Below are 20,588 nucleotides of genomic sequence, written 5' to 3'. Positions count from 1 at the left end.
GCCCCGCCTTCGCTTCCTTACTTCTTGACCAGCTTCTTTGCGTGTTCGACGACATTGGCAACATTGAAACCCAGCTTATCGAGCGCGATGGGACCCGGGGCGGATGCGCCGAAACGATCCAGACCGATGACAGCTCCATTGTGACCGACGTACTTGTACCAGCCCATGGTGGCTCCGGCTTCGACGGCCAGCTTCGGAGTGTTCTCCGGCAGCAGGCTCGCCTTGTATTCGTCCGACTGCTCGTCGTAGATCTTGAAGCTGGGCATGGAGACAACCGAGGCGTTGATACCCTGTGACTTCAACTCTTCGGCAGCCTTCAGAACAAGCGCGACCTCGGAGCCGGTGGCGATCAGGATAATGTCCTTCCCCGAGTTATCGAGCGCGTAAGCACCCTTCTTTACGCCTTCGTGCACCTTGTACTTCTCGTTGTCGAGAACGGGAAGGTCCTGGCGGGAGAGAGCCATGAAGCTGGCACTCTTGCGCTCGAGAGCAAGCTGCCAGCAGGCAGCGGTCTCGTTTGCATCCGCGGGGCGGAAGTCGGTGAACTGAGGGATAGCACGGAGAGCCATCAAATGTTCGACCGGCTGGTGCGTGGGGCCGTCTTCGCCGAGACCAACTGAGTCGTGGGTGAAGACGAAGAGAGAATGAACGGACATGAGCGCAGCCAGCCGCAGGGCTGGGCGGCAGTAGTCGGAGAACACGAAGAAGGTCGAGCCGAAGGGTATCAGACCGCCGTGAGCCGCCATGCCATTGACCATGGCACACATACCAAACTCGCGAACGCCAAAGAAGACGTTCCGCCCCTTGGGATCAACATGAAAGCTGGGCGAGTCCTTGAAGATAGTCTTGGTCGAAGCGGTGAGGTCAGCCGCACCCCCGAAGAGCTCGGGAACGACGCCCGCAATCGCGTTCATAACAACCTGACCGGCGTTACGCGTGGCAACCGGCTTGTCGGTCGGGAAGACAGGGATCTTCTTCTGCCAATCCTTGGCCAGTTCGGCCTTGATGACGCGCTCGAACTCTGCAGCCGGTTCGGGATAAGCCGTCTTGTATTCCTTGAAGTCGGCATTCCAGGCTTCGTGCGCCTTCTTACCGCGAGGCTTGATGGTGTCCCAGTTGGCGCGGGCCTCTTCGGGAACGTAGAAGGTCTTGTCTTCGGGCCAGCCAAGGTTCTTCTTGGTCTCCTTGACAGCCTCTCCGCCGAGCGCTTCGCCGTGGACCTTGCTGGTGCCGGCCTTGGGGCTGCCGTAGCCGATGACGGTGCGAACGCGGATGAGCGAGGGGCGAGTGGTCTCCGCCTTGGCGGCGGCGATGGCGGCTTCAAGGGCAACGAGGTCATTGCCGTCGTGAACCATCTGAACGTGCCAGTGATAAGCCTCGAAGCGCTGTGTGACGTCCTCGGTATAGCTGAGTTCGGTCGGCCCATCGAGGGAGATGAGGTTGTCGTCGTAAAGGACGATCAGCTTGCCGAGGTTCAGCGTTCCGGCCAGCGATGCTGTCTCATGCGAGATGCCTTCCATCAGGTCGCCGTCGCCGCAGAGGACATAGGTGTGATGGTTAATGACCTTGTGACCGTCGCGATTGTAGACAGCTGCGAGGTGCTTCTCAGCCGTGGCGATGCCGACGGCCATGCCGAAGCCCTGGCCCAGCGGCCCGGTCGTGACTTCAACGCCTGGGGCCTCGCCGTACTCCGGATGGCCGGGGGTATGGGAGCCCCACTGGCGGAACTGCTCGAGCTGCGCCATGGGCAGGTCGTAGCCGGAGAGGTGGAGCGAACCGTAAAGCAGGGCCGAGGCGTGGCCGTTCGAGAGGATGAAGCGGTCGCGGTCGATCCACATGGGATCCGCGGGATCGTGCTTCATAATCTTGTGGTAGAGCAGATAGGCGATGGGGGCGCAGCCGAGAGGGGCGCCGGGGTGGCCGGATTTGGCTTTTTCAACGGCGTCGACGGCGAGGAAGCGGAGGGCGTTGATGGAGAGCTGATCTAACGCATGTTGCTTGTCTGACTGCTGGTCGCTCATTCTTTTCCTTTTTTGTTGGTAGAGACGCGGCGCGGGGCGGCGAATCTGCTGTGCAATGATTTTTGGTCGTTCAATAACAGTGTAGCAAGCCGGGCGGGGCCTAGGCGCATCATCAAGATTTGTCGGTAGAAGTCAGCGCCATAATCGAAACTTCGAGGTTTTTTCCTAGCCATCGGTCGGGCTGGTTAGGCTCCTGGCCGTAGTTAGGCCAGCAAAGCGTGAAGATGATCTTTCCTATCTGCCCGGCTTCCGTAGGAATATCGGCGTAGTAGCCAATGGGACCCAGGCTATGGGAGTCCAGATGCTGGACCGTGACCCAGTTGTCGAAGGTATAAACAACCCGGAAACGGCCTTTATCCACAATCCTGAGTGTAAGTCCCCCCGGAATGGACGAGACAGGTCGGGCGGCCTGGAAGATCTCGATCTGGCTGGTGAAAGAACGTTTTGCAGGGGGGACCGCGTAGCGCTCTTCGACGGCGGAGATGCGGTCGAAGATATGGCCGTCGGTGGCGGAACGGAGCAGCTTGATGTACTCCGAATGCGCCCAGACTAGCGGCTGGGCGGACCCGGCGGACTTGCCGAAGTACATGCCTTCAGACGGGAGATCGGCGCGATCCCAGATCTGTTCGGGAAGCATACCTCCGCTTGAGCTGAACTTCTCGAATGCCGAGATCAGCGGCGCGACGGTGCGTCCGGCGGCAAGCTCGTAATGTGCTCGTTCGCCGGTGAGCAGTGGCCATGCGCGGCCCTGTCCCCAGCCCTCATAGGGTCCGCCGTCCTTCCTCTGCCCGTAGCCGTCGTGATTGTAGCGGCGCCAGCAGGGGCCAAAGGGTGTTTCGATCTTGAGAACAGCGTCGACCACTTTGAGTGAGTCGACGATGAGCGGGTCCTCTGCGCGGCGGATGCCATAGCGCACCAATTCCAGAAAACCCGCATCGATGATCTCGCGGGCCTCGAAGACCTGCTTTTCGTCAGACCCTCGATTCGCAATATGGATGTGACCGGGCGCGATCTGATCGTTGTAGAAGGGCTCGCCGGGAGCTGGTGGTCGTATCCGCATGTAGTGACACTTAATCTTGGGATCGAGGACGCCCTCGGTTGTGGTCGTCCACTCGTCGAGATGTGCTTCGATCCAATCGGCATAACTTTCGAAAAATGAAGCGAGTTCGTCCGACTCTCTGGCGCGGGCGATATCGGCTGCGCAGATAAGACCGGAGATCACCGCTGCAAGGGTGGAGGGAGAGTAGCCTGCAGTCTCCTCCCAGCGTTCCTGCTGCGTCACCGGGGCGTAGCAGACCAGGAAAGCGGCGGCACGTTCGACCAGAGGAAAGATATCGAAGTTACCAAGACCATCGAGCTTCCACAAGCGCCACGCGAGGATGATGGGAAAGGCCACCTCGTCAAGCTGAATGCCAGACCAGTACGGCACTCCGTCGATCCAGAAGTTCTGGGCGAAGCTGCCGTCGGTGCGCTGCGTGCAGGCAAGATAGACCAAGGCACGGAGAGCGGTCTCGGTGTCTCCGCAGGCAAGCAGGGCGGTCGCCGACTGAACCATGTCGCGCGTCCACACGAGATGGTAGCCGCCGAGATCAGAGTCACCCTTGGAAGCTCCCCATGGGATAGAGGCGGAGGCGATGAAAGCTCCCGAATAGGTCTTGTCTTCGTGGGTAAGAATGACGTTGTGGCTGATATTGGCGAGTCTACCGTCATCGGTTGAAGAAGCAGCAATCAGCTTGGGCGAGTCGACGCGCATCCATTGCTCGATGAACCGCTCGCGATGAGATTCATAGGGAGTAGCGAGCGTCTGCATCATGCAGGCCAGCGCTGCGTGATGGCCGTCGCCTAATCCAATCGCAACGGTAAATTCCCGACTACACGTGACGTCGATCTCTCCCATGATGGCGATGTTGCCCTCGAGGGCCTGGCCGAACTCCCAGTCCATCGTCATGTCGGTAGCGAGGTCCTGATAGCCGTCGCTGGCACCAACATAGCCGCAGGAAGACCGCGTGAATCCGCAACTGACGCCCATGGCGAGCGAGAGATTGCCCTTCCAGGCAAGCAGACAGCGCTGGCCCGCCACTTCGACGGATCGTCCGGAGTTGCCCGCTCCCCCGCCATTGAGATGGGGAGCAAGCAGGGCGTAGCACTTGAGGCGAGCGAGGATCTGCTCGTCGCCCGTGATCTTGACATGCATCAGGACGGCGGGGCGGTGAGGCTCGCTGATGAACTCCTTGGTAACGGTGTAGCGGGCCGTAGGATCCGGAGCGACAACGCGGATGGCAGGAGCGTTGGGGTGAACATAGTCCAGCTTGTAGTCGAAGTCGCGCTTCTCTTCGTGACAGAAGGTCTCGCCGTCGGTGAAGATCAGCTCCATGTCGCGGGTCTGCGGGCGATCGATGGTGGGATAGTAAATCTCGTTGAGAATGCCGTGGGAGACGGTGAACCAGATACGGCTGGCGGCCGAATAGGCAGTGGAGACGGCAGCCTTTTGGCTAGAGGTCCAGCGAGGCTCGAGACCGGGAGAACCAAATGCAGCTCCCTGATCGTCGAGCCAGCGGTAGGCGGCGGCGAGATCGCTCATTGCATTATTAGACTCTAAAACCTGGGTAATGGTGACGCGCAGTGGTGAATGGAAGATGAATGGAGTGTATGCGATATGATTCGAGGGTCGAGTGGATCGCCGATGGCATCGTAAGCTGTCCCGACGGCATCCAAACACTATGAACCCGCCAGTGTGTGACCGAGCCTGGCCGAAACAAGAGCGACAGGAGAACAACCGTGGCCTACGAACTACCCCCTTTGCCCTATGACTATGCGGCGCTTGAGCCATACATCGACGAAGCGACGATGAAGCTGCACCATGACAAGCATCATCAGGCATATGTGACGAACCTGAATGGCGCGGTAGAAAAGCACCCGGAGTTGGGCAAGAAGACTCCTGAGGAGTTACTGAAGGACCTCGCCAGCGTTCCCGAAGATGTACGCACTGTCGTGAGAAACAACGGCGGCGGACACGTCAATCACACCATGTTCTGGCAGATCATGAAGCCAAAGGGCGGCGGTGAACCGACCGGCGCGATCGCTGCTCAGATCAAGGCGGACTTTGGCTCATTCGAGGACTTCAAGAAGCAGTTCAACGAAACGACGGCGAAGCAGTTCGGATCGGGATGGGGTTGGCTGGTCTTCGATGGCGGCAAACTGAAGGTTGTCACCACACCGAACCAGGACAGCCCCCTTTCTCAGGGGCACTACCCGATTCTGGGCAATGATGTCTGGGAGCACGCCTACTATCTTAAGTACCAAAACAAGCGCCCGGACTACCTCGCCGCGTGGTGGAACACGGTGAACTGGGACGAAGTGAACAAGCGCTTTGAGACAGCTAAGCAGAAGTAAGCTCGTTTGATTGCAAAAGAAATGGCTTCCCTCGGGAAGCCATTTCTTTTGTCTGGTAGACCGAGATGTTTACTCGCCAGAGCTCTTGCGTGGGCGACGATTTGCCTGCAGGACCTTCTTGCGCATGCGGAGTGACTTGGGAGTGACCTCTACGAGTTCATCGTCGGCGATGAACTCGATGCACTGTTCGAGGGTGAGGTTCTTGAATGGAACGAGACGGACGGCGTCGTCCGAACCAGAGGCGCGCATGTTCGAGAGCTTCTTCTCGCGCACGCAGTTGACGTCGAGGTCGTTGTCGCGGCTGTGCTCGCCGACGATCATTCCCTCGTAGACCTCCACGCCATCGCCGACGAAGAGGATGCCGCGGTCCTGCAATCCTTCGAGAGCGTAGGCCGTGGTGCTTCCCTGCCGGTCGGAGATCAGCGCGCCGGACTGACGCTGCGGAATCTCGCCCTGGTAGGCGATGTACCCATCAAGAATGGAGTTCATGATGATGGTTCCACGGGTCTCCGTTAGCATTTCAGACCGGAGTCCGATGAGGCCGCGCGAAGGGATGCGGAATTCCATGCGCACACGACCCGAGCCGTGATTGACCATCTTGGTCATCTCACCTTTTCTGGGTCCGAGGCGTTCAATGACGGTGCCGACAAAGCTCTCCGGCACGTCGATGGAAAGCTGCTCAACCGGTTCCATCACTTGGTCGTCAATGCGCTTAGTGACGATCTCAGGGCGGCTGGCCATGAGCTCGAAGCCCTCGCGACGCATCATCTCGATAAGGATTCCGAGTTGAAGTTCACCGCGACCCAGCACCTTGAAGGAGTCCGGCGAACCGGTGTCCTGCATTTTGAGGGAGACGTTGGTGAGCAGTTCTTTTTCGAGTCGGTCGCGGAGGTTGCGCGAGGTAACGAACTTGCCTTCACGGCCAGCAAAAGGCGAGTTGTTGACGTTGAACTGGATGGCGATCGTCGGCTCATCGATGATGATCTGCGGCAGCGGCTGCGGGTTTTCGACATCGCAGAAGGACTCACCGATGAAGATACCCGGGATGCCGGCAATGGCGACGATATCGCCTACCTGGGTCTCTTCGATGTCGGTGCGCTTGAGGCCGGAGAAGCTGAAGAGCTTGGTGATCTTGTGCTTTGTGAACGTACCGTCGATCTTCGCGACGCTGTATTCCTGGCCGGTGCGCATGGTGCCATTGAAGACTCGCGCGATGGCGAGGCGACCGAGGTAGTCGGAGTAGTCGAGGTTAGTGACGAGGATCTGAAGAGTGCCTTCGGGATCGCCCTTGGAGACGGGAATCGTCTTGATGATCTGTTCGAAGAGGGGCTGAAGGTCGGTACCCGGGATGGCGGGATCGGTGGTCGCGGTGCCAAGCTTGCCGTTGGTGTAGAGCACGGGAAAGTCGAGTACGGACTCGTCGGCATCGAGGTCGATGAAAAGGTCGTAGACCTCGTTCAAAACTTCCTGGGGGCGGGCGTCGGGGCGGTCGATCTTGTTGATGACGACCATCGGGGTAAGACCGGCTTCGAGGGCTTTGGAGAGCACGTAGCGCGTCTGCGGCAGGGGGCCTTCGGAAGCATCGACGAGAAGGACGACGCCGTCGACCATCTTGAGAGCGCGTTCGACTTCTCCGCCGAAGTCGGCGTGGCCTGGTGTATCGACGATGTTGATCTTGTTGTCGTGATAGTAGAGAGCGGTGTTCTTGGCAAGAATGGTAATGCCGCGCTCTCTTTCAAGATCGTTCGAGTCCATGACGCGGTCGGTGACGGCTTCGTTGGAGCGGAAGGTGCCGGACTGGCGAAGCATGGCATCGACGAGGGTGGTCTTGCCATGGTCGACGTGGGCAATGATGGCGATATTGAAGATGGGCTTAACGGCAACTGCGGTAGAGGTGCTCACTGCTTTGTATGTCCTGTCTGTGCGCCTGGGGATGGGCGAAGGGTAGAAATGCGGGTCACTATTAGTTTACCGCAGTGGAGGGCGAAAAGGGCACCAGGCCGAGATGTCCAGGTCAAAGTCCGGTCAAAAGAGCTTGCGGAGCACCCAAAGCAGGATGGAGAGGGCCAGCCACGCAATCGCCCCGATGACCAGCACCAGCCACGCCGGAGGAGAGGGCAGGTATCGCCACAGAATGACCGCAAAAGCGATCAATCCGATGGCACCAAGCGACGCTCCTGCAGCATCTACGGAAGCCGCTTCCCTGCCCCGGCGGGTACCGTCAAGACCGGCCCGTTGCTTCTTCTGCTTCTCATGTTTTTCAATCAGCGTGGCACTCGCCGGAAAGATGGCCGGAAAAGCAAGAAAGAGGCCCCCGACGACAGGGCCGTAATGTTTTGCGATGAGACCGGCAAGCACCGTTACCAGACCGCCAAAGAAAAAACGGACTGCATATTCATGCGGCTTGACGGTCTTGAGAGCGGAGAGGTCGGCTTCGATTTTCATGGAAATTTATTACTTCAGCAGGATTGCCCACAGAGCGACAGCCGTTCCCAGCCACACCGGAAGAAGAGCAAACGTAACCGCGACCGCCGGTGGTTTATAACGCATCAGTACAAAACTTGCAGCCGATGCGTAAACGAAAAAAGCAATGGCCCCCAGAATCATGGAACGAGCTTCGATCGCAGCGTACGTCCGCCCGCTATGAGCAATGGTGAGACCAAGAGTTGCGAGCGCGAGGGAGGGCGCTGCCCCGAAGAGACCGGCGAAAGATTTGGGCCGGAAGATGTCGCCTAAAGCAGCGAAGGCGCTGATAATGATGCCGCCGAAGAGGAAGCGGAGAAGGAGGTCGGTCATAGGCAGGGCCGGACATGCCACATATCAGGCGGCTTTCTGTGCCTGTTTGATCAGTGTCTGGGCAGCGGCGGAGCCTTTGCAGCCCAGCAGTTTGTATTGCTTGCCTTCGAGCTGGTGGTAATTGACGAAGAAGATCTCGAGCTCTTTCACGAATTGGAGAGGGAGATCTTTGAGGCGCTTAACATTCGTGTAGGAGTGGTTGGCTTCGGCAATGGCGACGAGCCGGTCGTTGCGGATGCGCTTTTTCCCATCGAGCTGTTCCCCTTCGATCACGCCGATGAGGCGGGCGCGAAGCAGACAGCCGGGAAAAGCCGGTTCGTCCATCAGAACAAGGACATCGATCGGATCGCCATCTCCGGCAAGCGTGGATGGAAGAAAGCCAAAGTCATAAGGAAACGCCATACCAGCGGGGAGAACACTTTTAAGCGAGAAGATTCGCTGTTCCACATCGAACGCATACTTGTTACGGCTGTTCTTGGGGGTTTCGATGATGACCTGAAGAAGTCCGTCCTTTTTGTCGATTGCCCTAAGCTGAGTCGGGTCGGAAAGTGCTTTCGCAGTAGAACTGTGTTTACTCACGTTCCCTCCCCAATATGAACAGAATGTAAATACTGTTTAAAGAAGAGGGGATGCGGAGAGGAAAGGTTGCTTGATTGGCCTGCGCTATAAGAGCTGATAGTAGCGAGCTTCGGGATGGGCGCATCCCTGGCAGAGAACCTGTCCGTCACGTTCGATCTGCCGGTCGTAGTTGATGCCTTCCCCGCAAAGGGCACAGGCAATGCGAGCGGATTTGTACCCAGGAAGTTCACGGGCATGCATCGGGACGTGGACCAGTTGCTCGGAGAAGAGCTCTTCGTCGGGAAGGTCGTGGTAGGCGAGCATCTGCTGCCGATTCTTGTCTTCGATCTGCGGATAGAGGTCGCGGGCTCGCTGTTTTGAAGATTCAAGTGCGGCGATGCGGATCGCTCCATCAGTCTGAAGATCGAGAAAGGTGGCGGCCATCTTGCCCCAGTCGCGAAACTTGAGGGCGCGCTTGCCGAGTCGGCAACCCGTAACGACCCCAATGGCGTCCGTAGCACAGCGGTCGATCTCGACGAAGGTGACGAGACGTTTGCGGTCGGCACCCTTTGGATCGTCGATGCCCAACCGCTTGCAGCCGAGCATGGCCATGCGGACGCCGAGGATTTGTCCGGCGCAGAGATGGCCATGAGCAACTTCGGCCTCGCGGAGAAGGACCTCAAAGGTCTGCATACAGTAATGATAGGCGGGCCGGCCCTGATCGGCAAAAGGCAGTAAAGAGCACCATCTTGCATACATCATGGCAGCAGGGGTATTATCCGAGGCCCGAGGCTGCCTATGAGTGAATTAAGGACGACCATTGGCGCTGTGCTGAAGCAGAAGGCAGGGGAGGTCTGGTCCACGAGGCCGGACGCTTCCGTGTATGAGGCCATCGTGTTGATGGCGGAGAAAGGCGTGGGCGCGCTGCTGGTGATGGACAACGGAGCGTTGGTCGGCATCATCTCGGAGCGCGATTATGCGCGAAAGGTGATCTTGCAGGAGAGGTCTTCGAAGGAAACGGCTGTCGCAGAAATTATGACCAGCCCGGTAATCTCGGTGTCTTTGCAGCATACCGTCGGAGATTGCATGCGCATGGTTACGGACCATCGCATCCGGCATCTTCCGGTGGTGCATGGCGGCGCGGTGGTGGGGATGATCTCGATCGGCGATCTGGTGAACTGCGTGATCTCGGAGCAGGAGGAGAGGATCCGGCATCTTGAGGCTTATATCTCGCAGTAAAGCGCACTCAAGGATTTACCTAAGCCTGACGTACTTGGGCTCGCGATACAGCGAGGGCTTCGTCCACGGCCTTGCGAGCACGTTTTTCGCGGGACTCAGGGCTTTGATAGTAGAAGATGCCAAGCAGATGGCCGCGCCGCTGGACGGGCGTCATTGCATCCCATCCTGCGCGCGCCTGGGGGTAGCGCGTGAACTGCATCTGCAGGATGGGTGGAAGTTCGCGTTCACCTTCCATGGCCAGCATCATGCGCTCGGCTGTCTGTTCGGCGCGGTGGAGGCGGGCTTCGGGGCTTTTGGGGCCGCTGATGAGACGGGCGATATCGGCGTGGGCAGAGGGGCTTAACTGCTCATACCACTTTTTGAGTGCAGCGTGTTGTTTGAGGAAGCGGGCTAACTCGGGCGGCGCAGTCGTGGCGCGCTCTTCTAAGTCAGGCTCGAGGGCGATCTCGGCCATGTTGCCAACCCCTGTGTCTGCGCCTTTCTGCATCTGTTTATTGACCAGCAAGAAGTAGCCGTCCTGCGCGGAGCCAAAGAGCGAGGTGCGGAAGGCGAAGCCGTTGATGGTGCCTTTGACGCGAAGTCGGTTGCGCGTCCTCCATGCTTTCGTCGCATCGAAGGGCAGCTTGACGATCGTCCAGTTGAGCTTGCTGTAAGGCTCGAGCAGACCGCGAAACTTCTTGCTTGCGCTCATAGGACTGTGCCGCTCCGCAGGAATTTAATATTGCCGGCTGAGTGCCCGATGGATCTTCTGATCGGTCTTGTACTGACTGAGCGCGTAGACCGCCCAGATCGTGGCCGGAATCCAGCCGAGTACAGTGATCTGGAGGAGCAGGCAGATGACTCCAGCGAGCGGGCGGCCAATCGTAAAGAAGGTCAACCAGGGGAAGAAGAATGCAATGACAAGTCTCACGGGCAGGCCTTTCGTCTGGTTCTGCTCCTCCTGCGGCAGAGGCGGAGCTACAGCAATGTTACCGCCGAGAGATACGCATTTGTTAGACGTTTAGTTCTCGACTAGTTCTCGTCGGCGTTGTCACCCTCTTCAATCAGGGAGGAAGACCCGAGCACGTCGTAGGTGGTAGCTTCGCCGCTGGTGGGCTGGATGGTTACCCGCATCGGGAGGCGCTGCCATTTGGCGGGCTGGCAGACCGGGATGAAGTGATTGGTTTGAGGCCATTTTCCGATCTGTTTCTGAACCACGGCGCGGCGGGCTCCCAGTTGCGCGACGATGGCGAACAGGCCTCCCTTTGCTGTGGCCGAGACGCCACAATAGGCGGCGTAGTCGCGAAACCACACCACGTTCGAGACAGCGGAGTCAAAATCCGGCAGATGCAGGGCTGTGATGTGGCCGGTGGTGCGGTCGGCCATCAGCCAGGGACCGGGCTCCCAGACCCAGTGAGGAGCGGAGTCGGTGGGGAGGGCATCGTTGAGACGCAGGGCGCGGCGGACAGTAAAGGTGCGATCGGTGACGTCGTGAATCTCGCCGGTCGTCCACTCCTTCTGGCGGTCGTCTACGTACAGAGCACGAACGCGCAGGGTAGATGATTCGTCGGACTTGGTTTCGGGTGTGGCGTCGGCGGGCACGTAGGGGACGCGCCGATTGGGACCGAGGGTGACCGTGTGAACCTTGGGCGCGGCGAGAAGCTGTGCCGTCTGAAGCGTGAACAACGCCAGAAAAAGGGTAAGGAGATATCTACGCCGACAAGAAAAACCCAGAATCAGGTCTGCGAGCGACAACCATCGAAAAATGGATAATTTCAAAGTGTTGCCATGCTAATTTAGCTGGCGCGGTTTTCCACGCCCTTGGGATCAGAAAGCAGATAACACTTTTGGGGAGTGGAATAAATGGGCAGATGTCCGGAAGAAAGTAGCGAGAAGCCGGGAAGAACCTCCCGGAACACTGAAAAGGGCGCAAAAACTGTGGATTTCATTGTGGATGGCCACGTTATGCAATGGAATTCCAGAGTAGTATCGTGGAATGAATGCGTGCTGCCGTCGTGGTAGCGCGTTCGATAGCCCGCGGCGGGAATATTTAAGCAGTACGAAAGGATAGAGAGACATATGTGGAAACCGAATCAGCCTGGAAGCCCCAACCCTTCAACTCCCGAACCAGTACGTCCAGCGCCGGCGACGAGCCCGAATAATTACGAGGCCAGCCCAACGCGGCAGGCGAGTGTAGGCAGCGCGACCCCCGCTTCGGCGGTGCCGACGGGCGAGCAGGCGACGATTGGCAAGTCCCTCATTGTCAAAGGAGAGTTGTCTGGTTCTGAGTCGCTGTACATCGACGGCAAGGTCGAAGGAGCCATCAATCTGCCGGGCAATCGCGTGACCGTCGGCCGCAATGGACAGGTCGCTGCAAACATCGTTGCCCGCGAAGTTGTGGTCCTCGGCAAAGTACGCGGTAACTGCCAGGCGAGCGATCGCGTGGACATTCGCAGTGAAGGTTCGCTTACGGGCGACGTAATTGCAGCCCGAATTTCAATCGAGGATGGCGCGTTCTTCAAGGGCGGCATCGACATCCGCAAGCCAGGCGGTACAGACCTGAAGGGCGGCACGGCGACAAGCCCTGTATCCACCCAAGAGCCTGTAACAGCAAACGCTTAAACTCTTCCGTGATTTGTCAAAGCGGCCTCGGCGTTTGCCGGGGCTGTTTTGCGTCTGCTACTCAATCTAGATATGCGGTAGATTGCGGACGACCATAAAGGCCGCGGCAACAGCCAGAGCTGCATAGACCGCTGCCGAGGGCAGATGCGGCAGGCGCAAGGTTTTGCCCTGAAGGAAACGGCAGTAGCAGAGAACAGCGTAGATTGCTGCTGGCGGCATGAGGGACGTGATGAGCGCGTTGAGACGAAAAGCTTCAAGAATGTGGCCATGGAGAAGTGCGGCGAGAGCGCGGGTGGTTCCGCAGCCGGGACACTCAATATGAAGGTAGCGATAAATGGGGCACTGGGGATAGAACGAATATTGCTCAGGCGGGAAACGCAGAAGAATCACTGAGGCCAATGCGATGATGACCAGAGGCGTAGCCGCACGCAATGTATCTGCGATACGGCTACGACCGTTGGCAGTCATCGTCCTGCGTTCCGGTAACGCAGAGTTTCCTTAATCTCGTTAATGCGGTTGAGTTTGTACTGGAAATAAATGCCGCCGAAGAAGAACGTCATGACGGCGCTGAGGCGCAGGCCGAGAGGCTCAGGGCCGTTGTAGTGCTGCTCGAGCGTGTCGCGCAGCGTAAATCGGGCGATCAGCCGAATGACCCAGGTGGCAATAGCGATGAAGCCACCGAAGATGCTCTGGTGGTGCGGTTGATGGTGCATGGCCGCGAGTACTCCGCCGTAGGAGCCGCCGAAGTTGAGCACGATCAGCACGGTGGCAATGATGTAGTACGTCAGCGCTTTGCTGGTAGGCTGAACTCGCTTGGCCCACGAGGCGATGACCAGGTTCCACGCAATGACAAAGAGAGCGCAGGTAAGAAAACCGAGCAGAAGTTCGAGCGCCCAGTTGAGATCCGGGGCATCGGGATACGCGCTGGCAGGTGGCTGCGCGTAGGCCGTGGGCGCCGCATACGCCGGTGCAGCACCGGGGGACGTTGCACCGAGAATCTGTGAGACCGGCAGCCACTCCGACATGTCCTCGCCTTTAGCAAGGTCGGTATACAGTATGTGCCCGGAGGCCACGTAACGCTGAAGATCTTCGAGAGTATAGGGGCCGTACATCTGGCCATTGCGTGACACCTGATATTGCATAGCGGAGCGCTCCTGTCGGTGACTCATGTTGCGCACGGATGCGTAGTGAGATGAAAACACGGAGTGCGCTTCCGCACAATACGACTTCCCCATAATGCCTTCTTGAATGAGCACGTCCGCGAGAGAATTCCGCAAATGAAATAGTTTCCAGCTATCACCCCAACACTGTATAAATTTTGCTGGGCGGGTTTTATCAAATTTTGGCAGTGGATGCCTCTGCCCTCGGGAATGAAAAGACAGGAACAGTTCATGAAGAAGATGTTTGTAGGTGCACTGGCTTCTTTTGTTTCGATGGGCGCACTGGCCCAACAGCCCTGGCAGAAGATACAGATGCCCACAGCGGCCCGCGTGCAGCAGGCGTGGGTCAATCCGCCATCCGAGTACGGGCCGGAGCCGTACTACGGACTCAATGGCGCGGTGGACCAGACGGTGATCAAGCGCGATCTGGATACGATGAAGTCGCTAGGCTATCGCGCAGTGACGGTGCAGGCCGGGTTCGGGATGCCGTTCGCCTATCTGTCGCCGAAGTACTTCAAGTTCTTCCGCATGTTCGTGCAGGAAGCGAAGACGCGCGACATGCGGGTGTGGATTGTGGATGACGCCGGGTATCCGAGCGGATTTGCCGGCGGCAAGTTTACGCAACTGAAACCAGCGCTGCGAATGCAGGCCCTGGAGGTCGCGCAGAGGATTCCCGCCCGTGGCGGCGATGTGGTGAAACTGGCGGTAGGGCCGGATACGGTTGCGGTCACGGCGATCAATTCAGCCGACGGCGCAACCGTAACTGTTCCCTTTGCAAATGGCACCATTGCCTGGACTGCACCTGCGGGCAATTGGACGGTGATGGTGGTTGAGCATCAGTTCAGAACCTCGCCGACGCGGTCGGATACGAATCCTGAGCGCAAGAAAGATGGCTCGCAGTCGCTCGAAGACTACATGGACCCGGCAGCTACGCAGCAATATCTCGAATTCACGCATGAACAGTACAAGAAGGCCGTCGGCGATGAGTTCGGCAAGACAATTATGGGATTCCGAGGAGACGAGCCCGACTACTCCATCGCTGGACTACCCTGGACACCGAAGTTCTTCACGCAGTTTGAGCAGTTGAAGGGGTATGACATTCGGCCCTATGTCGCGACGTTTCTGTTGCCGAAAGGCGCGGCGATGACGGAAAAGCAGAAGCGTGCGAAGGCCGACTACTATGACGTGTTCTCACAGATGTTTCGCTATGGCTTCTTCAAGCCGCAGGGAGAGTGGTGCGCGGAGAACCACCTGGAGTATCAGGTGCATTTGAACCACGAAGAGATGGAGATGCAGTTGACGCGTAGTGAAGGCGAGTTCATGCGCGATATGAAGTACGTGGAGGTGCCGGGCATCGATACAATCTGGCATCAGATCTGGACGGATACGGTCTCAGACTTCCCACGGCTGGCTGCATCGGCGGCCCATGTGTACGGACATCCGCGCGCGTTTACGGAGAGCTTCGCGGCCTACCGCCCCGCCCCCGACGTGACCATGGCTCGTTACATCTTGAACGAGCAGTTTGTGCGTGGCGTGAACCTCGTGGAGACGATGTACTTCCCTGCCAGCACGGGCGGACATCCGCTGTCGGGATACATGAAGGACCCGGCTTATCCGTCGCTGCTGACGTACGTGCGGCGCATGAGCTATCTGCTGTCGATGGGCGAGCCGGCAGCTTCCGTGGCGCTCTTCATCCCTTCCAGTTCGATGTGGCTGGGTGATGCCGCTTCTGACGCTGCCTTCGTTTCGACCGAACGGCTGCTCTCGGAGCACCAGATCGACTTCGACATCGTGAACGAGGACGCACTCGCAACGGATCTGAAGGCTGGCCACGGGACACTCGACACGATGAGCGGCAACCAGTACCGCACGGTGATTCTGCCGGGTGCCGCGGTGCTCTCAAAGGCGGCGCTGGGCCGGCTGCGGGCTTTCGCGGCGGACGGCGGTAAGGTGCTGTTTCTAGGCCGAACACCGGGGCTGATCTCAGGACGAACAATCCTCGATGCGCGGGCAACTACCGCTGCCGACTTCTCCTGGGCATCGGTGGAGACTTCAGCACAATTGTCTGCAACGCCAACTCCGCCAGCCTATCCTCCATCTGCTCCTCCGGCTCCGCAGATAGTCGCTCCAGCGATTCTGCAGGCGGTAAAGGCTGCGGTGAGTGAACCTGATTTGTGGTTGAATTCACCGGACGCGTCGTTGCGATGCATGAAGCGTCGTCTGAAGGACTCGGATGTCTACCTTTTCTTCAATGAGGGCCTGACGCCGACCTCCGACTCCGTCACCTTTCGCAACGACGGGCAACTGGTGGAGGAATGGGACCCTTCGACCGGTGCGGTTTCGTCAGTGGCTTCTACGCGCGGCGAAGGCACAATGTCAGTGCAGTTGAAGCTGAAGCCCTATGAGACCCGGGTGTTGATGGTGCGATAAGCTGCGAAAAACTCCATCTTTTGAGATGGAGTCTCATTCTTCAGCTACGTCCTTGGAATCCGGGCCCATCGGCCCTGATCCCAGTCCCCGGATCGGCTTCTTCTTCCGCGCTGGATACTGTTTCGCTTCAATCGGCTTTGCCATCGCCGCCTGAACCTTCTCCTCCATCCCGCCCCAATACTTCAGGTCTGCGGGACGCGCAGAAGGGATTGCCTGCCGCATTCGGCAATACCACACAGCCCATTCCAGATCTTTGGCACTCTTGTTTTTAATCGCGGCTTCAACCCGCGTCACTTCAGAGAAGGGAGGCATTTATCCTCCGTTGGCAAGTATTCGTCATCGCGCCGATCGCCTATGCTAACCCGGTACTCTGCGCCTGCTCGTGCGCGTGGTAGCTCGACCGCACCAGCGGCCCGCTTTCCACATGCCGAAAGCCCATCCCCAACGCCTCATGCTTCAGGAATGCGAACTCCTCCGGCGTGTAGTACCGGGACATCACCAGATGATCCCGCGAAGGCCGCAGGTATTGTCCAATCGTGAGAATATCCACCTTGCGGTCGGCCAGATCGCGGAATACAGCCAGCAACTCGTGCATCTCTTCACCCATGCCGACGATGATGCCTGTCTTGGTCACAAGGGTTTCGCCCGTCTCGGCTGCAATCGCCTTGGCCTTCTCCAGAAAGCCCAGGGAGCGCTCATACCGGCCACCGCTCTTGGCCACGCGATACAGACGCGGAACAGTCTCGATATTGTGGTTCAGAATCTCCGGCCTGGCCGCGACTACCAGCCGCAGCGCCTCTTCGACCCCTTGAAAGTCCGGGGTCAGCACCTCGACCCTGCACCCCACAGCCTGCAACCGGATCTCTTCGATCACCTTCACAAACGCCCGCGCAGCGCCTATGTTGTCGTCATCCCGATTCACGCTGGTAATTACGGCATGAGCGAGGCCCAACTGCGCTACCGCATAAGCCACCCGGCGGGGCTCGTCGAAATCAATGGGCTCCGGCTTGCCCTTGGGCACAGCGCAAAACCCGCACCGCCGTGTGCACAGGTTTCCCAACATCATGAAGGTAGCGGCCTTCTGGTTCCAACACTCGCCAATATTCGGGCACTGCGCGCTCTCACAGACCGTGTGCAGATTCAGCTCACGCGCCATCTTTTTCAGCGCATGAAAGGTTTCGCCCACGGGGGCCTTGGCCTTCAGCCATTCTGGCTTCCGTGCTGGCTTCCGCGGCGACAAATCAATCTGCACCAGCTCAGCAGTTGGAGTCATCCCTTCCATTGTATCTACTTCGCGTCCTCATACTCCTCGTGCCAGGCCTTCTGAATGGCCTCCAGAATGCCCTCATTCGACTTTGCCGGGTCTCCGGCAAACCCGGGCAGCTCGGTCACATAGCGGTGCAGGTCGGTAAACCGAACAGTATAAGGATCGGTATCCGGAAACTTCTCCTGCAATTGAATTCCAATCTCTTCCGAATCTGTCCATTCAATCTCACGAGCCATGGTCTCTATCTCCTGTTTCCATTTTACGGGGCTGCTATATGGTCTCACTACGAATCAATATTCGATCTGTCCGCCATATAAGGTTCTCAACCTCTCTATAAATAAATTTCCAAATTAGGGTATTCTGGTATATATATGTATCCCACCCGGGATATATTTCCCAATCCGGGACTGTTTGGAGGTGTATTTTTCTTGGCAGAGGTTCGAGTACAAGAAGGCGAACCCCTTGAAAATGCTCTGCGCCGCTTTAAGCGCAAGGTGCAGACCGAAGACATTATCAAGGAAGTCAAGCGTCACTCCTTTTATCTGAAACCAGGTGAAAAGAAGCGCGTAAAAGAAGCGCTCGCACGCAAGCGCAATCGCAAGAAGGTCCGCAAGGAGCAGGATTAATCGCTCCCTAAACTAGGTCAGGCCGTCCCAACTCTCAAGCTGCGGACGGCCACCTGAAACCACAACCACCAGAAGATGGACTCCCGCCATTGGACTGGTACTCCGGCAGAGAGAACCTGCGCAGCGGCTCACCGTGACCGGAAAACATCAATTCGTTCAAAACTCGAAGCACGGGCCCCTATACATCCTGCAAGGAAAGATTATGAACAAGGTTGAGCGCCCGTTGGCCTCGCAATAACCCCTGCCTACGGGTATTCACCCTTTTTCCGCAAGACGGGAGAAGCGGCTATGGAATTCGTAGATAGACTTTTGACATGCGCAGATTGTGGTGGTGAATTCATCTTCACCGCCGGCGAACAACTCTTCTTCTTCGACAAACAATTCAAGAACGACCCCAAGCGCTGTAAACCCTGCAAATTCAAGCGGGCGGGTGTCGCGTCCTTGCGCCCAGGCGCAAGTCCTTCTTCGGCCGTACTGGCACGTACCGAAACACGCACTCAATGCTCAGAGTGTGGCGTGGAGACAACTGTTCCTTTCAAGCCGACACAAGGGCGGCCTGTGCTTTGTCGTCAATGTTTTCAGCGTAAGCAGCCTGCCTCGGCAATGACTGCGGATCTTATTGCTGCAGCCTCTGAGGCGCGACCCGCCAACGCGGACCCCGGGACTTCCGCTCCGTCTGCCTAACTGCAAACAGCCGTTCCTCCCATTACGATGGAATGAGAGGACATTTATGCAGACGGCTGATGTTGATCTGGTACGGGCGCGAACGCAGGTTGGCGACTTTGAGCTGACGGTTTGCACGGATGGAACGTACAAACTCGACGGCGGGGCTATGTTTGGCGTTGTGCCCAAGATGCTCTGGCAGAAACGGGTTGCTGCTGATGAGCGGAACTGCATTCAGCTTGGGCTGAACACTGTCGTCGTGCGGACTGGTAAACATACGGTCGTGATCGAGACAGGGATCGGCAACAAACAGCCGGCGAAGCTGCGCGAGATCTATGAAAACCAGGAGCTTCTACCTGCTTCACTCGCGGCGGCTGGAATCACGGTCGAAGAAGTGGACTTTGTCGTCAATACCCATCTTCACTTCGACCATTGCGGCTGGAACACGACTCTTCAGGCAGATGGCTCGGTGACGCCGACGTTTCCGAACGCGCGGTATTTTGCGCATCGTGGCGAGGTGGAACATGGACACCTTCAACTGGAGCGTGACCGTGTGAGCTATCTTTCGCCGAATTACGACCCGCTTATCGAGTCTGGACAGATGACGCTAATCGATGGCCACGACATGCTGATCTGTCCGGGGGTTCGCGTTGAACTTTTTCCGGGCCACACCGCGCAGATGATGGGTGTCCACATCGAGTCGGGGACAGGGCATGCGTGCTACATCTCAGACCTGATCCCAACCAGCGCCCACCTGGATATTACCTGGGTGATGGGCTACGACCTCGATCCGCTGGAGACTATCGTCCAGCGGAAGCGGTTCTATCAGCGGGCGATCCCGGAGAAGTGGCTGGTCCTGTTTACGCATGACCATCGGACGCCGATGGCGCGGATCGGGCTGAATGAGAAGGGCAAGCCGGTGGTCGTTGCGACAGAATAATGTCGGAGGAACGCGGAAAAGCCCTGCCAAAGCAGGGCTTTCTATTGCTGCCGAATTGCTATGCCGAGACGGCGATAGGATCGACCGATACGAAACGACCGATCTGGCCGCGGTCCTGAAAGCGGACCACGCCGTCGATCTTGGCAAAGAGGGTGTCGTCCTTACCGCGGCCTACGTTTGCGCCGGGCTTGAGCGGTGTTCCACGCTGGCGGACGAGGATGGAGCCGCCAGTGACGGTTTCGCCGCCGAAGCGCTTAACGCCGAGCCGTTGTGCGTTTGAGTCGCGGCCGTTTTTAGAAGAGCCTAAGCCTTTTTTATGTGCCATTGCATTGCCTCTTTCGCGCGGCCCTCAGGCATTCGCGCATGAAATCTGAACTGTGAGCAACTGGGTGAGCTGCTTATTTTGCTTCTTCTTTGAAGCTTTTACCGTTGAACTGAATCTCGTTGATTTTGACTTCCACGAAATTCTGGCGGTGGCCCTGCATCTTCTTGTACTGCTTCTTGCGCTTTAGCTTGAAGACGAGGATCTTGTCGCCACGGCCTTCGCCGAGGACGGAGGCGAGAACCTTCGCTCCAGACAGCTCGGACTCGAACTTCCCTGCTTCGCCGCTGATTGCGACGATGTCGGAAAATTCTACGGTGCCGTTTTCGTGGGCGGTGGTTTCAATCTTCAATTTGTCGCCTGGGGCAACCCGGTACTGCTTGCCGCCTGTGCGGATGACTGCGTACATAGCTAAAACCTCAAGCGTGCGTTGGAACGCTGGCGCTTCTTCACATAGATTGTGCTGCATGGGGCGAATACAGGAGCACTGCATCAAGCCAACTGGCTGAATCGTCGCAATATTGCAGACTCAAGCCGGTCGTCCCTGTAACCCAGAATCGAGACACACGAGT

General features: G+C 57.9%; 24 protein-coding genes. 7 read left to right on the top strand and 17 right to left on the bottom strand.

All coding sequences use genetic code 11. The annotated features are described in order from the left end of the window. Nucleotides 1–17 precede the first annotated feature (17 nt). Together tkt and P4G45_RS01795 are read right to left on the bottom strand one after the other, a co-directional pair. Entirely contained in the window at nt 18–2,021 is a 2,004-nt protein-coding gene (gene tkt, locus P4G45_RS01800) for a transketolase (protein ID WP_348267989.1), read from the bottom strand. Nucleotides 2,022–2,133: 112 nt separating this feature from the next. After that, nucleotides 2,134–4,602 carry a glycoside hydrolase family 15 protein gene (locus P4G45_RS01795; RefSeq protein WP_348267988.1) on the bottom strand — a complete coding sequence of 823 codons (2,469 nt, stop codon included), beginning with the start codon at nt 4,600–4,602 and terminating at the stop codon, nt 2,134–2,136. 197 nt (nt 4,603–4,799) lie between these two features. On the opposite strand from P4G45_RS01795, the gene P4G45_RS01790 reads away from it, so the two are divergent. Beyond that, nucleotides 4,800–5,414 carry a superoxide dismutase gene (locus tag P4G45_RS01790; protein ID WP_348267987.1) on the top strand — a complete coding sequence of 205 codons (615 nt, stop codon included), beginning with the start codon at nt 4,800–4,802 and terminating at the stop codon, nt 5,412–5,414. A gap of 69 nt (nt 5,415–5,483) precedes the next feature. Here P4G45_RS01790 and typA read toward each other — a convergent pair whose 3' ends face one another. The 5 genes from typA to P4G45_RS01765 form a co-directional block, all read right to left on the bottom strand. Beyond that, nucleotides 5,484–7,316 (bottom strand): translational GTPase TypA, encoded by a 1,833-nt coding sequence (typA, locus tag P4G45_RS01785; RefSeq protein WP_348267986.1) that lies wholly within the window; start codon nt 7,314–7,316, stop codon nt 5,484–5,486. 123 nt (nt 7,317–7,439) lie between these two features. Then, the gene (locus tag P4G45_RS01780; protein ID WP_348267985.1) at nt 7,440–7,859 is read right to left on the bottom strand and encodes a DUF3147 family protein; all 420 of its coding nucleotides are present in this window, start codon (nt 7,857–7,859) and stop codon (nt 7,440–7,442) included. 9 nt (nt 7,860–7,868) lie between these two features. Further along, complete coding sequence (locus tag P4G45_RS01775) at nt 7,869–8,210, bottom strand: hypothetical protein (RefSeq protein ID WP_348267984.1); 342 nt, start codon at nt 8,208–8,210, stop codon at nt 7,869–7,871. 24 nt (nt 8,211–8,234) lie between these two features. Next, the gene (locus P4G45_RS01770) at nt 8,235–8,789 is read right to left on the bottom strand and encodes an inorganic diphosphatase (protein WP_348267983.1); all 555 of its coding nucleotides are present in this window, start codon (nt 8,787–8,789) and stop codon (nt 8,235–8,237) included. 84 nt (nt 8,790–8,873) lie between these two features. Then, nucleotides 8,874–9,461 (bottom strand): formylmethanofuran dehydrogenase subunit E family protein, encoded by a 588-nt coding sequence (locus P4G45_RS01765; protein ID WP_348267982.1) that lies wholly within the window; start codon nt 9,459–9,461, stop codon nt 8,874–8,876. A gap of 105 nt (nt 9,462–9,566) precedes the next feature. Between P4G45_RS01765 and P4G45_RS01760 the strand changes: the two genes are divergently transcribed. Beyond that, complete coding sequence (locus P4G45_RS01760) at nt 9,567–10,007, top strand: CBS domain-containing protein (protein ID WP_348267981.1); 441 nt, start codon at nt 9,567–9,569, stop codon at nt 10,005–10,007. A 19-nt stretch (nt 10,008–10,026) separates the two neighbouring features. Here P4G45_RS01760 and P4G45_RS01755 read toward each other — a convergent pair whose 3' ends face one another. From P4G45_RS01755 to P4G45_RS01745, 3 genes are all read right to left on the bottom strand, one after another. Further along, nucleotides 10,027–10,698 (bottom strand): YdeI/OmpD-associated family protein, encoded by a 672-nt coding sequence (locus tag P4G45_RS01755; RefSeq protein ID WP_348267980.1) that lies wholly within the window; start codon nt 10,696–10,698, stop codon nt 10,027–10,029. Nucleotides 10,699–10,722: 24 nt separating this feature from the next. Further along, complete coding sequence (locus tag P4G45_RS01750; RefSeq protein ID WP_348267979.1) at nt 10,723–10,917, bottom strand: YqaE/Pmp3 family membrane protein; 195 nt, start codon at nt 10,915–10,917, stop codon at nt 10,723–10,725. Nucleotides 10,918–11,018: 101 nt separating this feature from the next. Further along, nucleotides 11,019–11,765 (bottom strand): hypothetical protein, encoded by a 747-nt coding sequence (locus P4G45_RS01745; RefSeq protein ID WP_348267978.1) that lies wholly within the window; start codon nt 11,763–11,765, stop codon nt 11,019–11,021. Between the two features lie 300 nt (nt 11,766–12,065). On the opposite strand from P4G45_RS01745, the gene P4G45_RS01740 reads away from it, so the two are divergent. Continuing rightward, entirely contained in the window at nt 12,066–12,608 is a 543-nt protein-coding gene (locus P4G45_RS01740; RefSeq protein ID WP_348267977.1) for a polymer-forming cytoskeletal protein, read from the top strand. 66 nt (nt 12,609–12,674) lie between these two features. Here P4G45_RS01740 and P4G45_RS01735 read toward each other — a convergent pair whose 3' ends face one another. Continuing rightward, complete coding sequence (locus P4G45_RS01735) at nt 12,675–13,076, bottom strand: DUF2752 domain-containing protein (RefSeq protein ID WP_348267976.1); 402 nt, start codon at nt 13,074–13,076, stop codon at nt 12,675–12,677. After that, nucleotides 13,073–13,750, bottom strand: coding sequence for a DUF4339 domain-containing protein (locus P4G45_RS01730; RefSeq protein ID WP_348267975.1), 678 nt, complete (start codon nt 13,748–13,750; stop codon nt 13,073–13,075). The genes P4G45_RS01735 and P4G45_RS01730 overlap by 4 nt, the downstream gene beginning before the upstream one ends. A 249-nt stretch (nt 13,751–13,999) precedes the next feature. On the opposite strand from P4G45_RS01730, the gene P4G45_RS01725 reads away from it, so the two are divergent. Beyond that, on the top strand, nt 14,000–16,198 hold the full coding sequence (locus P4G45_RS01725) for a glycosyl hydrolase (RefSeq protein ID WP_348267974.1): 2,199 nt from the start codon (nt 14,000–14,002) through the stop codon (nt 16,196–16,198). Between the two features lie 33 nt (nt 16,199–16,231). Here P4G45_RS01725 and P4G45_RS01720 read toward each other — a convergent pair whose 3' ends face one another. The 3 genes from P4G45_RS01720 to iscX are packed head-to-tail and all read right to left on the bottom strand — an operon-like array spanning nt 16,232 to nt 17,701. After that, entirely contained in the window at nt 16,232–16,510 is a 279-nt protein-coding gene (locus P4G45_RS01720; protein WP_348267973.1) for a hypothetical protein, read from the bottom strand. Between the two features lie 40 nt (nt 16,511–16,550). Further along, entirely contained in the window at nt 16,551–17,471 is a 921-nt protein-coding gene (gene lipA, locus P4G45_RS01715) for a lipoyl synthase (protein ID WP_348267972.1), read from the bottom strand. A gap of 14 nt (nt 17,472–17,485) precedes the next feature. Further along, nucleotides 17,486–17,701, bottom strand: a complete 216-nt coding sequence (gene iscX, locus P4G45_RS01710) for a Fe-S cluster assembly protein IscX (RefSeq protein WP_348267971.1) — start codon at nt 17,699–17,701, stop codon at nt 17,486–17,488. A 192-nt stretch (nt 17,702–17,893) separates the two neighbouring features. Between iscX and rpsU the strand changes: the two genes are divergently transcribed. From rpsU to P4G45_RS01695, 3 genes are all read left to right on the top strand, one after another. After that, nucleotides 17,894–18,091, top strand: a complete 198-nt coding sequence (rpsU, locus tag P4G45_RS01705) for a 30S ribosomal protein S21 (protein ID WP_014267628.1) — start codon at nt 17,894–17,896, stop codon at nt 18,089–18,091. 288 nt (nt 18,092–18,379) lie between these two features. Further along, nucleotides 18,380–18,775, top strand: coding sequence for a zinc-ribbon domain containing protein (locus P4G45_RS01700; RefSeq protein WP_348267970.1), 396 nt, complete (start codon nt 18,380–18,382; stop codon nt 18,773–18,775). A gap of 46 nt (nt 18,776–18,821) precedes the next feature. Then, entirely contained in the window at nt 18,822–19,694 is an 873-nt protein-coding gene (locus tag P4G45_RS01695) for an MBL fold metallo-hydrolase (RefSeq protein ID WP_348267969.1), read from the top strand. Nucleotides 19,695–19,752: 58 nt separating this feature from the next. Here the strand turns inward: P4G45_RS01695 and rpmA are convergent, their stop codons facing one another. Together rpmA and rplU are read right to left on the bottom strand one after the other, a co-directional pair. Then, nucleotides 19,753–20,019, bottom strand: a complete 267-nt coding sequence (rpmA, locus tag P4G45_RS01690) for a 50S ribosomal protein L27 (RefSeq protein ID WP_121470553.1) — start codon at nt 20,017–20,019, stop codon at nt 19,753–19,755. A 73-nt stretch (nt 20,020–20,092) separates the two neighbouring features. Then, nucleotides 20,093–20,425, bottom strand: a complete 333-nt coding sequence (rplU, locus tag P4G45_RS01685) for a 50S ribosomal protein L21 (protein WP_348267968.1) — start codon at nt 20,423–20,425, stop codon at nt 20,093–20,095. Nucleotides 20,426–20,588 lie beyond the last annotated feature (163 nt).

The sequence above is a fragment of the Edaphobacter paludis genome, from assembly GCF_039993895.1.
GTDB lineage: Bacteria > Acidobacteriota > Terriglobia > Terriglobales > Acidobacteriaceae > Edaphobacter > Edaphobacter paludis.
Note: the sequence above shows the minus strand (reverse complement) of the source record. Positions and strands in the feature narration are given on the sequence as shown.

Bases quoted from the DNA above. Each gene is read 5' to 3' on its own strand.
- P4G45_RS01775 (WP_348267984.1), bottom strand. From the start codon at position 8,210: ATGACCGACCTCCTTCTCCGCTTCCTCTTCGGCGGCATCATTATCAGC.
- P4G45_RS01700 (WP_348267970.1), top strand. From the start codon at position 18,380: ATGGAATTCGTAGATAGACTTTTGACATGCGCAGATTGTGGTGGTGAA.
- rpmA (WP_121470553.1), bottom strand. From the start codon at position 20,019: ATGGCACATAAAAAAGGCTTAGGCTCTTCTAAAAACGGCCGCGACTCA.
- P4G45_RS01695 (WP_348267969.1), top strand. From the start codon at position 18,822: ATGCAGACGGCTGATGTTGATCTGGTACGGGCGCGAACGCAGGTTGGC.
- iscX (WP_348267971.1), bottom strand. From the start codon at position 17,701: ATGGCTCGTGAGATTGAATGGACAGATTCGGAAGAGATTGGAATTCAA.
- P4G45_RS01740 (WP_348267977.1), top strand. From the start codon at position 12,066: ATGTGGAAACCGAATCAGCCTGGAAGCCCCAACCCTTCAACTCCCGAA.
- tkt (WP_348267989.1), bottom strand. From the start codon at position 2,021: ATGAGCGACCAGCAGTCAGACAAGCAACATGCGTTAGATCAGCTCTCC.
- P4G45_RS01760 (WP_348267981.1), top strand. From the start codon at position 9,567: ATGAGTGAATTAAGGACGACCATTGGCGCTGTGCTGAAGCAGAAGGCA.
- P4G45_RS01720 (WP_348267973.1), bottom strand. From the start codon at position 16,510: ATGCCTCCCTTCTCTGAAGTGACGCGGGTTGAAGCCGCGATTAAAAAC.
- P4G45_RS01725 (WP_348267974.1), top strand. From the start codon at position 14,000: ATGAAGAAGATGTTTGTAGGTGCACTGGCTTCTTTTGTTTCGATGGGC.
- P4G45_RS01735 (WP_348267976.1), bottom strand. From the start codon at position 13,076: ATGACTGCCAACGGTCGTAGCCGTATCGCAGATACATTGCGTGCGGCT.
- P4G45_RS01755 (WP_348267980.1), bottom strand. From the start codon at position 10,698: ATGAGCGCAAGCAAGAAGTTTCGCGGTCTGCTCGAGCCTTACAGCAAG.
- P4G45_RS01780 (WP_348267985.1), bottom strand. From the start codon at position 7,859: ATGAAAATCGAAGCCGACCTCTCCGCTCTCAAGACCGTCAAGCCGCAT.
- P4G45_RS01795 (WP_348267988.1), bottom strand. From the start codon at position 4,602: ATGAGCGATCTCGCCGCCGCCTACCGCTGGCTCGACGATCAGGGAGCT.
- P4G45_RS01765 (WP_348267982.1), bottom strand. From the start codon at position 9,461: ATGCAGACCTTTGAGGTCCTTCTCCGCGAGGCCGAAGTTGCTCATGGC.
- P4G45_RS01730 (WP_348267975.1), bottom strand. From the start codon at position 13,750: ATGCAATATCAGGTGTCACGCAATGGCCAGATGTACGGCCCCTATACT.
- rplU (WP_348267968.1), bottom strand. From the start codon at position 20,425: ATGTACGCAGTCATCCGCACAGGCGGCAAGCAGTACCGGGTTGCCCCA.
- lipA (WP_348267972.1), bottom strand. From the start codon at position 17,471: ATGACTCCAACTGCTGAGCTGGTGCAGATTGATTTGTCGCCGCGGAAG.